The organism is Amycolatopsis mongoliensis (assembly GCF_030285665.1).
GTDB classification, from domain to species: domain Bacteria; phylum Actinomycetota; class Actinomycetes; order Mycobacteriales; family Pseudonocardiaceae; genus Amycolatopsis; species Amycolatopsis mongoliensis.
The window spans coordinates 6,931,226-6,945,008 of the sequence record NZ_CP127295.1; the positions used below are offsets into that span (position 1 = coordinate 6,931,226).

Annotated in this window: 13 protein-coding genes; 8 read left to right on the top strand and 5 right to left on the bottom strand. The window is 71.5% G+C overall.

Annotated elements, in window-relative coordinates; translation table 11 throughout:
• Window positions 1-89: 89 nt before the first annotated feature.
• Entirely contained in the window at window positions 90-2,909 is a 2,820-nt protein-coding gene (locus QRX60_RS33275; protein WP_285995390.1) for an AbfB domain-containing protein, read from the bottom strand.
• Window positions 2,910-3,100: 191 nt separating this feature from the next.
• Between QRX60_RS33275 and QRX60_RS33280 the strand changes: the two genes are divergently transcribed.
• Complete coding sequence (locus QRX60_RS33280; protein ID WP_285995391.1) at window positions 3,101-3,418, top strand: hypothetical protein; 318 nt, start codon at window positions 3,101-3,103, stop codon at window positions 3,416-3,418.
• A 21-nt stretch (window positions 3,419-3,439) separates the two neighbouring features.
• On the opposite strand, the gene QRX60_RS33285 is transcribed toward QRX60_RS33280, so the two are convergent.
• A complete protein-coding gene (locus QRX60_RS33285) occupies window positions 3,440-4,072 on the bottom strand; it encodes a CoA transferase subunit B (RefSeq protein WP_285995392.1) in 633 nt (210 codons plus the stop codon).
• 1 nt (window position 4,073) lies between these two features.
• The gene (locus QRX60_RS33290) at window positions 4,074-4,844 is read right to left on the bottom strand and encodes a CoA transferase subunit A (protein ID WP_285995393.1); all 771 of its coding nucleotides are present in this window, start codon (window positions 4,842-4,844) and stop codon (window positions 4,074-4,076) included.
• Between the two features lie 104 nt (window positions 4,845-4,948).
• On the opposite strand from QRX60_RS33290, the gene QRX60_RS33295 reads away from it, so the two are divergent.
• The 4 genes from QRX60_RS33295 to fahA all read left to right on the top strand — a co-directional run bounded on the left by QRX60_RS33295 (window position 4,949) and on the right by fahA (window position 8,524).
• Window positions 4,949-5,722, top strand: a complete 774-nt coding sequence (locus QRX60_RS33295; protein ID WP_285995394.1) for an IclR family transcriptional regulator — start codon at window positions 4,949-4,951, stop codon at window positions 5,720-5,722.
• A 73-nt stretch (window positions 5,723-5,795) separates the two neighbouring features.
• Window positions 5,796-6,317: a MarR family winged helix-turn-helix transcriptional regulator gene (locus QRX60_RS33300; RefSeq protein ID WP_285995395.1), complete on the top strand. Its 522-nt coding sequence runs from the start codon at window positions 5,796-5,798 to the stop codon at window positions 6,315-6,317.
• A gap of 237 nt (window positions 6,318-6,554) precedes the next feature.
• Window positions 6,555-7,355, top strand: a complete 801-nt coding sequence (locus QRX60_RS33305) for a hypothetical protein (RefSeq protein WP_285995396.1) — start codon at window positions 6,555-6,557, stop codon at window positions 7,353-7,355.
• Window positions 7,352-8,524 carry a fumarylacetoacetase gene (fahA, locus tag QRX60_RS33310; protein ID WP_285995397.1) on the top strand — a complete coding sequence of 391 codons (1,173 nt, stop codon included), beginning with the start codon at window positions 7,352-7,354 and terminating at the stop codon, window positions 8,522-8,524. The genes QRX60_RS33305 and fahA overlap by 4 nt, the downstream gene beginning before the upstream one ends.
• On the opposite strand, the gene QRX60_RS33315 is transcribed toward fahA, so the two are convergent.
• Together QRX60_RS33315 and QRX60_RS33320 are read right to left on the bottom strand one after the other, a co-directional pair.
• Window positions 8,521-9,333, bottom strand: a complete 813-nt coding sequence (locus tag QRX60_RS33315) for a SigB/SigF/SigG family RNA polymerase sigma factor (protein ID WP_285995398.1) — start codon at window positions 9,331-9,333, stop codon at window positions 8,521-8,523. The genes fahA and QRX60_RS33315 overlap by 4 nt on opposite strands.
• A 188-nt stretch (window positions 9,334-9,521) precedes the next feature.
• Window positions 9,522-10,334: a hypothetical protein gene (locus tag QRX60_RS33320; protein ID WP_332845790.1), complete on the bottom strand. Its 813-nt coding sequence runs from the start codon at window positions 10,332-10,334 to the stop codon at window positions 9,522-9,524.
• Between the two features lie 368 nt (window positions 10,335-10,702).
• Between QRX60_RS33320 and QRX60_RS33325 the strand changes: the two genes are divergently transcribed.
• The 3 genes from QRX60_RS33325 to QRX60_RS33335 are packed head-to-tail and all read left to right on the top strand — an operon-like array spanning window position 10,703 to window position 13,778.
• Entirely contained in the window at window positions 10,703-12,325 is a 1,623-nt protein-coding gene (locus QRX60_RS33325) for a purple acid phosphatase family protein (RefSeq protein WP_285995399.1), read from the top strand.
• Window positions 12,322-13,608: a purple acid phosphatase family protein gene (locus QRX60_RS33330; protein WP_285995400.1), complete on the top strand. Its 1,287-nt coding sequence runs from the start codon at window positions 12,322-12,324 to the stop codon at window positions 13,606-13,608. The genes QRX60_RS33325 and QRX60_RS33330 overlap by 4 nt, the downstream gene beginning before the upstream one ends.
• Entirely contained in the window at window positions 13,605-13,778 is a 174-nt protein-coding gene (locus QRX60_RS33335; RefSeq protein WP_285995401.1) for a hypothetical protein, read from the top strand. The genes QRX60_RS33330 and QRX60_RS33335 overlap by 4 nt, the downstream gene beginning before the upstream one ends.
• Window positions 13,779-13,783 lie beyond the last annotated feature (5 nt).

Below are 13,783 nucleotides of genomic sequence, written 5' to 3' on the forward strand. Positions count from 1 at the left end.
GCCGGTCACGATTTCCGCAGCGGCGACGGCGGGGGCGAGCCCGGGCGGTAACCGGTCCGGTGTGGACGGTCAGCGGCGGGGCGGCGGGGTCACGGGGCCCAGGGCGCCGCGACGATCCAGCTGCTGTCGGCCGTCACCGTCTGGGGCCGGTCGGCGCCCGTGCCGCTGCCCGAGGCGATGTAGACCTGCGCGTCGAAGTGCCGCAGGAAAGCACCCGGGATGTTGAGCGACTCGAACGTCACCCCGGTGCCCCCGAGGCCCGGCCGCGTGCAGAACGTCGCGTCCGCGCGCATCAGGGCCGTGCCGTTGTCCGGTGAGTTGCGGACGCGGCCGTCCTGGTGGCGCAGGAACTGCCCGGGGTAGTTCACCGACTCGAAGGAGTAGCACGAGGATTCGGCGAGCCCGCGCCGCACGGTGTAGGTGGCGTCCTGCTTGAGCAACGCGCTGCTGCCGGCGGTCACCACCTCGGTGTAGGCGAGGCCGCCGGCGTGCCGCAGGTACCGGTCGGTGTAGCCCCACGTCGTCACCCGCAGCGACTGCCGCGCGTTGACGGTGAGGGGCACCGAGCTGCGCCACAGCGCCGGCGCCGACACGTTCCACGTCGCGTCGGCGGCGAAGCTCGTCGCGGTGTCCCACGGGTTCGGGCCACCGCTCTGGGCCAGGTACACGGTTTCGTTGTAGTGCCGCAGGTACCGGCCGGGGAGGTCGAGCGACTCGAACGACGTCCCGCCGGCGGCGAGCCCCGGCCGGCTGCACCAGGTGGCGTCGGCGGCGAACGTGCCGCCGGTGTCGCCGTCGATGCGGACCCGGCTCGCGGCGTGGCGCAGGTACTGGCCGGGGAAGTTGACGGACTCGAACGAAAAGCAGCGCGGGTCCGCGAGCCCCGCGACGGTCCGGAACGAGGCGTCCTGCCGCGGGCCGTCGGCGCTGCCGGTGGTCAGGACGTCGGTGCGGGCGAAGGAGTCCGCGTGCCGCAGGTACCGGTCGGTGTAGCCGGGCGTGGTCACCCCGAACGACCGGATGTGCCCCAGCGTCAGCGGCACGGGGGCGTTCAGGTTCTTCGACGCGGCGATCAGGTCGGCGTGCGCGGCGCGGACGCGGGCGGTGTCGACCTTCTGCACCCGCCGGTCGTAGGTGAGCAGGCCGTTGTACTCGCCTTCGACGTCGGTGATCTCGGTGTAGACGACGGCCGAGAGGCCCTTGGTGGTCATCAGCTGTTTCGCGTCCCGGACCATGCCGGTGTAGCGGTCGTTCAGCTGCTCCGCGCTCGCCATCTGCTCGTAGGCGAAGAAGTTCCCGGTGGGGCTGTACTCGTGGCCCGGGTTGCGCAGGCCGAGGCCGCCGAACTCGCCGAGCACCGACACCCGGGTCCCGGACGGCCGGGGCGCGTCCGGGCCGGTGTAGATGTGCCAGTCGATGATGTCGCCGGTGCCGGGGTCACCCTTCGAGGCGCAGCAGTTGAACCCGCTGTGGGCGTTCACCAGCCGGGTCGGGTCGTAGTTCTTCAGGCTGGTCGTGACGCGCCGGGTCTCGTCGAGGCTCCACTCGCCCCAGCCCTCGTTGAACGGCACGTACGTCACGACGGCGGGGGAGAAGCGGTGCTCGTCGACGATCTCGCGCGCTTCGGTCTCGAACTCGGCGATCTGCGCCGGGGTGCGGTTCGAGTCCGCTGTCGGCGTCGACGGGATGTCCTGCCACACCAGTAATCCGAGCCGGTCGGCCCAGTAGTACCAGCGCGCCGGTTCCACCTTGATGTGCTTGCGGACCATGGTGAAGCCGAGTTCCTTGTGCTTCTGCAGATCCGAGGCCAAAGCCGCGTCGGTCGGCGCGGTGTACAGGCCGTCCGGCCAGAAGCCCTGGTCCAGGGTGCCGATCTGGAACACGAATTCGCCGTTGAGCGTCGGCCGCAGTACGCCGTTCACGTTCTTCGTGCCGACCTCGCGCATGCCGAAGTAGCTGACGACCTGGTCGACCGTCGTGCCCGCGGCGTTGCGCAGCGACACGCGCAGGTCGTAGAGGAACGGGTCGTCGGGCGACCACCGCCGCGCGTTCGGGACCGGCACCGAGAACTCCGTGAAGCCGCCGGTCGCGCTGCCGACGACGGCGCCGCCGGTCATCGACTCGGCGAGCACGGTGTACCCGCTGACGTCCCCGCGGCCGAACACCCGCACCCGGGCGGTGTTGTTCGCCAGGTTCGGGTAGATGTCGACGGAGTAGATCGACGAGGGCGCGGTCGGCTCGAGCCAGACGGTCTGCCAGATGCCGGAAGACGGCGTGTAGAAGATGTTCGAAGGCGTGTTGGCCTGCTTGCCGACGGGCTGCTTCTCGCCGCGGCCGTCGGTCGGGTCGTAGACGCGGACGACGATCTCGTTGGCGCCGCCGGTCAGCCGGGCGGTGATGTCGGTTTCGAAGCGGTCGTACCCGCCCTTGTGCGAGGCGACCTGGACGCCGTTGACCCACACGGTGGCTTCGTAGTCGACGGCGCCGAAGTGCAGCTGCACGTGCCGGCCCGCCCAGGCTTGCGGCACGGTGAAGGTGCGGCGGTAGAACATCAGGTCGCGGTTGTCGTTGCGCATGATGCCCGACAGCGCCGACTCGACGGGGTAGGGCACGAGGATGCGCTCGGGCAGCGTCTGCCCGAGCGGCGGCGCGGCGTAGCGGTCGACGCTGCCGCCCGCGCCGGTGGCGGGGTTGAGGAACTCCCACTCCCCGTTGAGGGACTGCCAGTCGGGCCGCGTCATCTGCGGCCGGGGGTACTCCGGCAGCGGGTCGGTGGGGCTCACCTGGGACGTCCACGGCGTGGACAGCGGCGGGGGCTTCGGCGCGACCGCCGCGTTCGCGATCGAAGGCACCGGACCGGCGACGATCGTGCAGAGCAGCGCGAGAACCAGAACGGCGAGACGGCGCATCGGACTCCTCGGGCGGGGGACGCACTACCGCGGGGCTCGACAATCGAACATAACACGGGACACAGGCAAACGGAACAAACCAGAAACCACCCGACAATCAACACTCGACTGGAGGATTCCGTCGTCCACACGCGCGACGCCCGCCCGGGGTTGAGTCTCGAATCGCCCGGCCCGGCGGAGAAGATGGCGTCGTGACGGACGAGTGGTACGCGGTGCGCTGCGTCTTCCGGTGGACCGGGACGGAGGAGCGGCCGTACGAGGAGCGGATCACGCTGTGGCGGGCGGCCGATCTCGGCACGGCCGTGGCCCGAGCCGAGGCAGAGGCCCGGGAGTATGCCGCGGACACCGGGGTGACCTACCTCGGGCTCGCCCAGGGGTACGCGACCGGGGTGCAGGACCTCGCGCCCGGCTGCGAGGTCTTCTCGTTGCTGCGTGACAGTTCGCTGCCGCCGGAGAAGTACCTCGATCGCCACTTCGACACCGGCGGGGAGCACCGGAGCGTGCTCTGACCGGCAGCGGTGCCCTCCGGTTCAGGAGACGCGGATCCGCGGTTCGGTCTGCTTCCGCACCTGCTCGACGTCGACGCCCGGGGCCAGTTCGACGAGCTCGAGCCCGTCGGGCGTGACGTCGAGGACGCACAGGTCGGTGATGATGCGCTGGACGACACCGCGGCCGGTGTAGGGCAGCGTGCACTCGTCGACGATCTTGGGTGACCCGTCGCGGGCGACGTGCTCCATCAGCACGATGACCTTCTTCGCGCCGTGGACCAGGTCCATCGCGCCGCCCATGCCCTTGACCATCTTGCCGGGGATCATCCAGTTCGCCAGGTCGCCCGAGGCGGAGACCTGCATCGCGCCGAGGATGGCGGCGTCGATCTTGCCGCCGCGGATCATGCCGAAGGACAACGCCGAGTCGAAGAACGACGCGCCCTTGCGCACCGTGACGGTTTCCTTGCCCGCGTTGATCAGGTCCGGGTCGACGGCGTCCTCGGCCGGGTACGGGCCGACACCGAGGATGCCGTTCTCCGACTGCAGGACCAGTTCGACGTCGTCGGGGACGTGGTTGGGCACCAGGGTCGGCAGGCCGATCCCGAGGTTGACGTAGTCGCCGTCGCGCAGCTCGCCGGCGGCGCGGGCGGCCATTTCGTTGCGGTTCCAAGCCATGTCAGCCGGCCTCCGTTCCGGTGCGCACGGTGCGCTTCTCGATCGGCTTGTCCGCGGCCTGCTCCGGCGTCAGCGGAACCACGCGGTGCACGTACGCGCCGGGCAGGTGGACGGCGTTCGGGTCGAGCTCGCCCGGCTCGACCAGCTGCTCGACCTCGGCGATCGTGACCCGCCCGGACATGGCGGCCAGCGGGTTGAAGTTGCGGGCCGCGTCCTTGAAGACGAGGTTCCCGTGCCGGTCGCCGCGCCAGGCGCGGACCAGCCCGTAGTCGGCGACGATCGCGCGCTCGAGGACGTACTCCTTGCCGTCGAAGCTCTGCTTCTGCTTCGGCGGGCTCGCCTTCTCCACGGCCCCGGCGGCGTCGTACTTCCATGGCAGGCCACCGTCGGCGACCTGGGTGCCGGCCCCGGTGGCGGTGAAGAACGCGGGGATGCCGGAGCCGCCGGCGCGCAGCCGTTCGGCGAGCGTGCCCTGCGGGGTCAGCTCGACCTCCAGCTCGCCGCCGAGGTACTGGCGCGCGAACTCCTTGTTCTCCCCGACGTAGGAGGCGACCACCCGCCGCAGGCGGCCGGCGCCGAGCAGGACGCCCAGGCCCCAGCCGTCCACCCCGGCGTTGTTCGACACCACTTCGAGGTCCGCGGTCCCGGCCTCGAACAGCGCGTGGATGAGGACGGCGGGCACCCCGCACATCCCGAACCCGCCCACCGCGAGCGTGGCGCCGCCCGGGATGTCGGCGATGGCCTCCGCGGCCGACTCGATCACCTTGTCCATGGCCGACATCAGACTGGACCGCACATGCACGGTCAACCAGTGAACGCGCTGGACCAGCGGATTGTTCGTCTCACGGTCGATATGGGTGGGGTAGTGTTCACTGAGTGGACGCACCTGGAGACCTCGTCGGCCGGACCCACCGGACGCTGCGCGCCGTCGCCGTCCACGAGCCCGGGGGCGCGACGACGACGTCCGTGGCCCGGGAAGCGGGGCTGCCCCGGCCGACCGTGCACCGGTTGCTGACGTCGCTGCAGGGCGTCGGCCTGGTGGAGCGGGAGCCGGACACCGACCACTGGGTGCTGGGCCCGGAGCTGTACTTCCTCGGCGTGGCCGCGGCCCGGCGCTACGACGTCACGGAGGCGGCGCTGCCCGTCGTCCGGCGGCTCGCCCTCGCGACGGGGGAGAGCGCGTTCTTCTCGGCGCGGCGCGGGGAGGAGACGATCTGCCTGATCCGCGAGGACGGCGCGTTCCCGATCCGCAGCCACGTCCTGTTCGAAGGAGCCCGGTTCCCGCTGGGCGTCGTCTCGGCCGGCATGGTGGTCCTCGCCCACCTGCCCGACCGGGAGGTGGACGACTACCTCGGCCGGGCGGACCTCGCCGCGACCTACGGGCCGCAGCACGGCGCCGGGGAGATCCGGCGGCACATCGCGGTGACCCGCACGCACGGCTACGCGGTGAACCCCGGTCTCGTGGTGGAGGGCAGCTGGGGGCTCGCGGCGGCGGTGTTCGACCAGGCCGGATCGCCGCGGTGGGCGCTCACCCTGACCGGCGTGGCGCACCGGTTCGGCGCCGACCGGATCCCGCAGCTGGGCTCGTTGCTGCTGCGCGAAGCACACGCGCTGTCGGAGACGTTGGCACGCGGGCAAACGCGCGGGTAGGACTCGGCCGGTGGGTCCGCCCGGCCGCCGAGCGAAACCAGTTTCGAGTTTGACTATTTGTTAGGGTGCTCCGATGGACGAGGAGCTGGACTTCTGGTCGTTCGTCGAGCTGGCCAACCGCCGGCTCGCGGCGGAGTACGGCTTCCGCCACCAGCTGGCCACCGAGGTGCTGCTGACCCTCAACCGGGCTTCGGACCTGGTCACCTACGACCTGGAGGCCGCGGTGCACCGGCCGCGCGGCCGGTCGTGGTCGGCGTTCCGGCTGCTGTTCGTGGTCTGGCTGGCCGGGCCCCTGGAGCCGAAGAGCGCCGCGCGGCTCACCGGGATGAGCCGGGCGGCGGTGTCGAACCTGATGAAGCCGCTCGTCGCGGACGGCCTGCTCGACCGCGTGCCGGACGAGCGCGACGGCCGCTCGGTCCGGTTGTCGCTGACCGAGGCGGGGCACGACGAGATGGTCTCGGTGTTCCGCGAGCACAACGAGCGCGAGTCCGGCTGGACCGAAGCCCTCACCGAGACCGAACAGCGGATCCTGGTGATGCTGCTGGGCAAGCTGATCACCGGCCGGACCGGGGCCGACACCCGCAGCCGCCGCTGAGCCGACGGGCGCCTTCGTCCCGGCTGACGCGGGGAAGAGGCCCTTCCCGAGACGCGGGGCGGGGACTATTCTCCCAGAAGATAGTAAAAGCATGAACTAAAATCGGCCGACCGGTCTGGAGGCGACCATGGCGTACCACCGCCGCGCGGGGACCGTCCCGCCGAAGCGGCACTCCCGGCCCCGCACCGCCGAGGGCGCCGGCCGCGCGGGGACCTGGTCGCGACGCGGGCCGGTCGCGTGATCCCCGAGCTCTTCGCCGGCCTGTGCGACGACGCCGCGGTGTTCCCGCCCGGCCTGGCGCCCCTGCCGGACGCGCTCACGGCGCACGACACGTACAAGAAGGCCTGGTACACCGGCCTCGTCGGCCCGCTGGTGCTCGCCGCCCCGGCGCTCGACGCACTCGGGGACCTGCTCGGGCCCCGCGAAACCCCGCTCGCGGTCGCGGTGACGCTGCCCGGCGGGCCGGCCCAGCTGCCGGGCGTGCTCGCCGCCGCCGAGACCCTGCCGGTGGACCTGCGGGCCCTGGAGATCGCGGTGCCGGAAGGCATGGGACCGGACGAACTCCTCGAAGCCGTGTCGGCCGCGAACGCACCCGTGTACGTCGAGATCCCGCGTGACGAGCGCTGCCTGCCGCTCCTGCGGGCGCTCGCCGGGACGGGCCACCGCGCGAAGTTCCGCACCGGCGGGGTCCGCGCCGACCTGTACCCCGGCGAAGCCGAGCTGGCCAGCGCGATCCGGGCCGCCGCCGAAGCCGGGGTGCCGTTCAAGGCCACCGCCGGGCTGCACCACGCGCTGCGCAACACCGACCCGGAGACCGGCTTCGAGCAGCACGGCTTCCTCAACCTGCTGCTCGCGGCCGGTGACCCCGGCTGCGCCGAAACCCTGCTCGCCGAGCGCGACGGCGCCGTGGTCGCCGCCGCGGTCCGGGAGCTCGACCCGGACGTCCGGGCGCGGTTCACCTCGTTCGGCACGTGCAGCATCAGCGACCCCCTGACCGAGCTGGCCGCCCTCGGCCTGCTGCCCCGAGGAGAGGCATGACCACGATCGACATCCCCGCCGGGTCCCCGTTCGGGATCGCGAACCTGCCCTACGGCGTGTTCTCCGTCGGCGGCGGCGCCCCGCGCGTCGGCGTCCGCGTCGGGGACTCCGTGCTCGACCTGGCCCGCGCGCTCGGTGACGACGTCTTCGCCGCGCCGTCGCTGAACCCGTTCATGGCGCAGGGGTACGACCGCTGGGTGGCGGTCCGCTCGCAGGTGACCTCGCTCGTGGCCGGCGAGGTGCCGGACGACGCCGTGCACGCGGTCGCCGACGTCACCCTGCACCTGCCGATCGAGGTTGCGGACTACGTCGACTTCTACGCGTCCGAGCACCACGCGTCGAACGTCGGGCGGCTGTTCCGGCCGGACGCGGAACCGTTGCTGCCCAACTGGAAGCACCTCCCGGTCGGCTACCACGGCCGGGCCGGGACGGTGCTGGTCTCGGGCACGGACATCGTCCGCCCGAGCGGCCAGCGCAAGGGCGACCCGGCGCCGGTGTTCGGCCCGAGCACCCGCCTGGACATCGAGGCGGAGCTGGGGTTCGTCGTCGGCACGGGCACGCCGCTGAACACCCCGATCGCCCCGGACGACTTCGCGCGGCACGTGTTCGGCGCGGTGCTGCTCAACGACTGGTCCGCCCGCGACATCCAGGCCTGGGAGTACGTGCCGCTGGGGCCGAACCTGGGCAAGAGCTTCGCGACGTCGATCTCGGCGTGGGTGGTCCCGATCCTGGCGCTGGAGGCCGCGCGGGTCCCGCTGCCCGGCCAGGACCCGGAGCCGCTGCCGTACCTGCGGGAAAGCCGGCCGTGGGGGCTGGACGTCGAGCTGGTCGTCGAGTGGAACGGTGAGGAGGTCAGCCGCCCGCCGTACCGCGAGATGTACTGGTCGCCCGCGCAGATGCTGGCGCACCTGACGGTCAACGGCGCGTCGTCGCGCACCGGCGACCTCTACGGCTCCGGCACGATCTCGGGCCCGGAGAAGCACCAGCGCGGCGCGTTCCTCGAGCTGAGCTGGGGCGGCAAGGAGCCGTTGACGGTCAAGGGCGAGGAGCGCAGCTTCCTCCTCGACGGCGACGAGGTGGTGATCACCGGCACGGCCCCGGGCGCGAACGGCGAGCGCATCGGCTTCGGCGAGGTTCGCGGCCGGATCCTCCCGGCCGGGGAAAGCTAGTCGGCGACGATGCGGTGGCGCAGCTGCTCGAGCGTCTTGGTCAGCAGCCGGGACACCTGCATCTGCGAGACGCCGACCCGCTCGGCGATCTGGCTCTGCGTGAGCTCCTCGACGAACCGCATCTCGAGGATCGCGCGCTCCCGGGGCGGGAGGCCCGCCATCGCGGCCTGCAGGGTCAGGTGGTCGTCGGCCTTGCTGTACGGGGATTCGTGGTCGGCGAGCTGGTCGGCGACCGTGACGTCTTCGCCGCCGCGGACGGGGGCGTCGAGGGACGCCGGCTTGTAGGCCTCCGCGGCGAGGAGTCCTTCGCGGACGGTCTCGACGTCGATGTCGAGGTGGGCCGCGAGCTCGCTCGGGGTGGGGGAGCGGCCCAGGTCGTGGGCCAGCTCGCCGGTCGCCTTGGCGAGGTGCTGCTGCAGTTCCTTGAGCCCCCGCGGTACGCGCATCGACCAGGCGCTGTCGCGGAAGTGCCGGCGGACCTCGCCCATGATCGTCGGCACGGCGAAGGACAGGAAGTCGCGGCCCTTGCCCGGGTCGAAGCGGTCGACGGCGTGGATCAGGCCGGTCCGCGCGACCTGCACGAGGTCGTCGAAGGACTCGCCGCGGCCGCCGAAGCGCTTGGCGATGTTCTCGGCGAGCTCGAGGTGCTCGGTGATCAGCCGGTCGCGCAGATCGGTCCGCCGGGGGTCCTCGGCCGCCAGCCTGCGGTGCTCGTCGAACAGCGGGGCGCAGTGGGCGAACTGGTTGGACCGCCGCGGCGTGGACACGACGAGTGTCGCGGTGGGTCGCTCCGGTGCACTGACAACCATGGCGACCAGATACCCAAAGCCGTCGCGAATCACACGAACCGGAGACCGGGAAGCGGTGCATTGGTGCGTCCGGAGCAACGTGGCGAGCTGAATGCCCGCTCGCGCCACCGGCGGCGGACCCCGAGGCGCCGGGTGACCGGCCCGTTCCTCCCCTTCGGACATCCACATCGGACAGAAGAGGAAAGGAGTCAGTTTCCGCCGCAGGGCAGCGTCCCCGTGCGCAGGGCGTGGCCGCCGTCGTTCGCGTCGTCGGCCCACACCACCGCCTTGCGGCCGGCCGCGCACGTCGAGCGCGGGGCGATCGCGAACCCTTCGTTGTTGTAGTTCGGCATCTTCGACGGCCGCGCGTACGTCGCGGTCACGGTGAACTTGCCGTCGACGAGCTTCAGCGTCGCCGACCTGCCGTCGCACGTGTCATCGCAGACCGACCAGAGGCTGCCCGTCTCCGGTTCGAACTCCAGCTCCATGACCTTCGGGAACCCGGACGCGATGGTCGCCACGCGGGTGAACCCGCCGCCCGCCTGGTCGAGCGCGTACGCGTAGATCTTCCCTTCGTCCTCGAGGCCGACGAAGTACAGGCCGGTGCCGTGACCGGCGTAGGCCGCCGGGTCGTAGCGCGCCTTCGTGCGCTCGTCGCGGAAGCCGCCGGCGGTCAGGAACGTGTCCGGGACCCAGGTGATGCCCTCGAAGCCGCCGTTGTCGTCGACGCCGGGCAGATCGCCGGTGAGGTCCCACTCGGCGACCGCGTTCAGCGACTTCGCCGAAGAACCGGTGTCGAACCGCAGCACCTTGAGCAGACTGCCGTCCTCGTCGTTGTCGCGTTCGGTCGCCGCGAACACGCCGTCGGGCGTGGCCACCACGCCTTCGGCGTCCGGGTCACCGCCGCCGTTCCGGTAGTGCAGCTGCTTCCCGGACGCCCAGCCGCTGTCCGGAGCCCAGGTGCTGCCCTGGCGGACGAGCCGGTACAGGGTGCCGGGGCCGTTCTTGACCGCCCACAGCACGCCGGCGCTCTCGAACGAGAGTCCACTGAGGTTTTCACCGAAGACACCGGCGGAGTCGGCGACCGCGACGGCCGGATCGCCCGGCCACTTCGCCGTCGCGGCGGCCTGGGCGCTGCCGGGGGAGACGGCGAGCAGTGCCGGAAGAAGTATCGCGGGTGCGGCGAACCGAGGGGAAATGCGCACGTCGTGCTCCTGAAGGCCGAAGGGGCGGGCAGCGCGGCGGCGTCAAGGATGATCTTGACGAAGGCGACTGTACCCACGGCGGGCACCGCGCACATCCTCCGAACGGGTTGGGCCATCGGAGCCACGAGGGGCAAGATCCACGATCACCCGTTGACATAGTTAAGAAGGCTTCTTAACTTGAAGGCATGCCCCCACACCGCCGGAACCCGGCCGAGGAACCGCGGCTCGCCGAGTGGTACGACCACCACGTCCGGAAGCACACGCGGCGCGGCGTCTTCCGCGCAACCGCCGGCGGTGCCGCGCTCGCCACCGGACGACTCCTGCTGCCGGGAACCGCCGAGGCGGCACCGCCGCCCCGGATCGGGCCCACCGTCCTGCTCGGCGCCGAGACGGTCGCGGGCTCGACGCAACGTCCCTTCGGCCGCCACCTCGCCTACGGTGCCGACGCCTCACGGCAGGTCGTCGTCTCCTGGCAGACGCCGGCCCCGGTGACCGCGCCCTACCTCCGCATCGGCACCGCCGAGGGTGACTACGGCGCGACGGTGCCCGCCGAGGTGCGCGCGCTGAGGAGCGACCTGTCGTGGCAGACCGCGACGCACACCTTCTCGCCGCACAGCCCGTCGGCCATCACGCAGTACTACCTGCACGTCAAGCTGGACAACCTGGTGCCGAACACCACCTACCACTACGTCCTCGGCCACCAGGGCTACGACCCCACCACCAGCGGGCGCGTCGGCGAGGTGGGCACGTTCCGCACCGCGCCGGCGGCCGGCCGCACCGAGAAGTTCTCCTTCACCGCCTTCGGCGACCAGGGCGTCGGCTACAACGCGCTGGCCACCAACAGCCTGATCGCCGACCTGGACCCGCGGTTCCACCTCGCCATGGGCGACCTGAGCTATGCGCTCGAGGGCGAAGGCGGGCACCCGGACGAAGACAAGTACGACGCCCGCAAGTGGGACTCGTTCTTCGCCCAGAACGAGCCCGTCTCGGCCGGGATCCCGTGGATGGTCGCGATCGGCAACCACGAGATGGAGGGCTGGTACGACGACCACGGCTACGGCGGCATGCGCGCCCGGTTCGCCATGCCGGACAACGCCTGGGCCGGCTCGACCTGCATCTACTCGTGGCGCTACCAGAACGTCGGCCTGATCAGCCTGGACGGCAACGACATCTGCTACAACAGCCAGTCCAACCTGGACTACACCGAGGGCAGGCAGACCGCCTGGCTCGAGAGTCAGCTCGCCAGGTTCCGCGGTGATCCGACCATCGAGTTCATCGTCGTCTACTGCCACCAGTGCACCTACTCGACGTCCGACGCGAACGGCGCCGAGCTGGGCGCGCAGCAGAAGTGGGCGCCGCTGTTCGACCGGTACCAGGTGGACCTGGTGCTCAACGGGCACAACCACCTCTACGAGCGCACCGACCCGATCAGGGCGGGCAAGGGCACCAAGAAGGCCGCGCCCGGCACCACCGTGAACTCCGCGAAGGACGGCGTCACCTACATCACCGCCGGGGGCGGCGGCGAGAGCATCAACGACTGGATCGACGAGGACGCGGGCGACTCCTACCTCGGCCACGTCCACGACGCGACGGTCACGATGCGGTGGGACGACGAGGAGGGCGGGGGCCACTCCGAGAAGGTCACCTGGTCGCGGGTGCGCTTCCGGGGCTACAGCCTGGTGAACGTCGAGGTCACCCCGGCGGCCGGCGGCACGCCCGGCCGGCTGAAGGTGCGTGCGCTCACCGAAGACAGCGTCCTCGTCGACGAACTGACCATCCGCCGCGGCCGACCGGAGGACACGCGATGACGACCCACCCTTCCCGGCGCGCGCTGCTGCGGGCCGGCGGGACCGCTCTGCTTCCCGGCCGGGCCACGCCGGCCGCCGCCGGGGCGAAGCTGCGCCCGTTCGGCCGGCACCTGGCGTTCGGGGCGGACCCGGCCACGCAGGTCACCGTGTCCTGGCAGGTGCCGGGGCCGGTGACCGGCTCCTACCTCCGCTTCGGCACCTCACCGGCGACGCTCGGCCCGCCCGTGGCCGCCGAAGTGCGTCCACTCGAGAGCAAGCTGTCCTGGCAGCGCCCGGAGGAGCACGACTTCCCGCCGCACGCGCCCGCGACGCACACGCAGTACTTCCTGCACGTCAGGCTGACCGGCCTGACCCCGGACACGGAGTACCACTACGTGCTCGGGCACGCCGGGTACGACCCGGTGACCGCCGACCGGCTCGGCGAGGTGGCCGCCTTCCGCACGGCCGGCGCCGGCGGCCCGTTCACGTTCACCGCGTTCGGCGACCAGGGCGTCGGCTACAACGCGATCGCCGCCGGCAGCCGGGTGGCGGACCTCGCTCCGGCGTTCCACCTGGCCCTGGGCGACCTGAGCTACGCGATGCACGAGCCCGACGGCAAGCCCGCCTCGGAGGACTTCGAATACGACGCGCGGAAATGGGACTCCTTCTTCGCACAGAACGACCCGGTGGCCTCGGGGATCCCGTGGATGGTCTCGCTCGGCCACCGCGAGTACGAGAAGGTCCACGGCAGCACCGGAAACGGCGGCGCGAAGGCGCGGTTCTCCATGCCGGACAACGCCTGGAGCGGGTCCACCGGGATCTATTCCTGGCGCTACCACAACGTCGGCCTGCTCAGCCTCGACTCCGGTGAGGTCTGCTACCGCTTCCCGGCCAAGCTCGACTACACCGCGGGCAGGCAGCTCGCGTGGATCGACGCGCAGCTGGGGAAGTTCCGGGCCGACCCGGCCGTCGCCTTCGTCGTGGTCTGCTTCAACCACTCCGTCTACAGCACCGGCGACCGGTACGGTGCGGAGCTCGGGGCGCAGGAGAAGTGGGCGCCCCTGTTCGACAAGCACGGGGTCGACCTCGTGCTCACCGGCCACAACCGGCTCTACGAGCGCACCGACCCGATCAAGGCCGGGAAGGGGACCAGGAAGGTCCCGCCGGGCGGCGCGGTGGCCGCCCGGACCGACGGCACCACCTACGTCACCGCCGGGGGCGGGGACAGGCTCTCGACGCGTTCTTCAAGAACGCGCCCGAGAGCTACCTGGGCCACGAGGACGGCTCCACCGGCGCCACGATGAAGTCGTACAAGAAGGGCAGTACGAAGGCCACCGAAACGAAGGTGACGTGGTCGCGGGTCCGGTACCGCGGGTACGGGCTGGTGGCGGTCGACGTCACGGCGGAGCAGATGGTCGTGCGCGCGCTCGCCGAGAACGGCGACCAGATCGACGAACTGACCCTCCGGCGCTGACGCCG

Bases quoted from the DNA above. Each gene is read 5' to 3' on its own strand.
- QRX60_RS33275 (WP_285995390.1), bottom strand. From the start codon at position 2,909: ATGCGCCGTCTCGCCGTTCTGGTTCTCGCGCTGCTCTGCACGATCGTC.
- QRX60_RS33285 (WP_285995392.1), bottom strand. From the start codon at position 4,072: ATGGCTTGGAACCGCAACGAAATGGCCGCCCGCGCCGCCGGCGAGCTG.
- QRX60_RS33290 (WP_285995393.1), bottom strand. From the start codon at position 4,844: ATGGACAAGGTGATCGAGTCGGCCGCGGAGGCCATCGCCGACATCCCG.
- QRX60_RS33300 (WP_285995395.1), top strand. From the start codon at position 5,796: ATGGACGAGGAGCTGGACTTCTGGTCGTTCGTCGAGCTGGCCAACCGC.
- fahA (WP_285995397.1), top strand. From the start codon at position 7,352: ATGACCACGATCGACATCCCCGCCGGGTCCCCGTTCGGGATCGCGAAC.
- QRX60_RS33315 (WP_285995398.1), bottom strand. From the start codon at position 9,333: ATGGTTGTCAGTGCACCGGAGCGACCCACCGCGACACTCGTCGTGTCC.
- QRX60_RS33325 (WP_285995399.1), top strand. From the start codon at position 10,703: ATGCCCCCACACCGCCGGAACCCGGCCGAGGAACCGCGGCTCGCCGAG.
- QRX60_RS33330 (WP_285995400.1), top strand. From the start codon at position 12,322: ATGACGACCCACCCTTCCCGGCGCGCGCTGCTGCGGGCCGGCGGGACC.
- QRX60_RS33335 (WP_285995401.1), top strand. From the start codon at position 13,605: ATGAAGTCGTACAAGAAGGGCAGTACGAAGGCCACCGAAACGAAGGTG.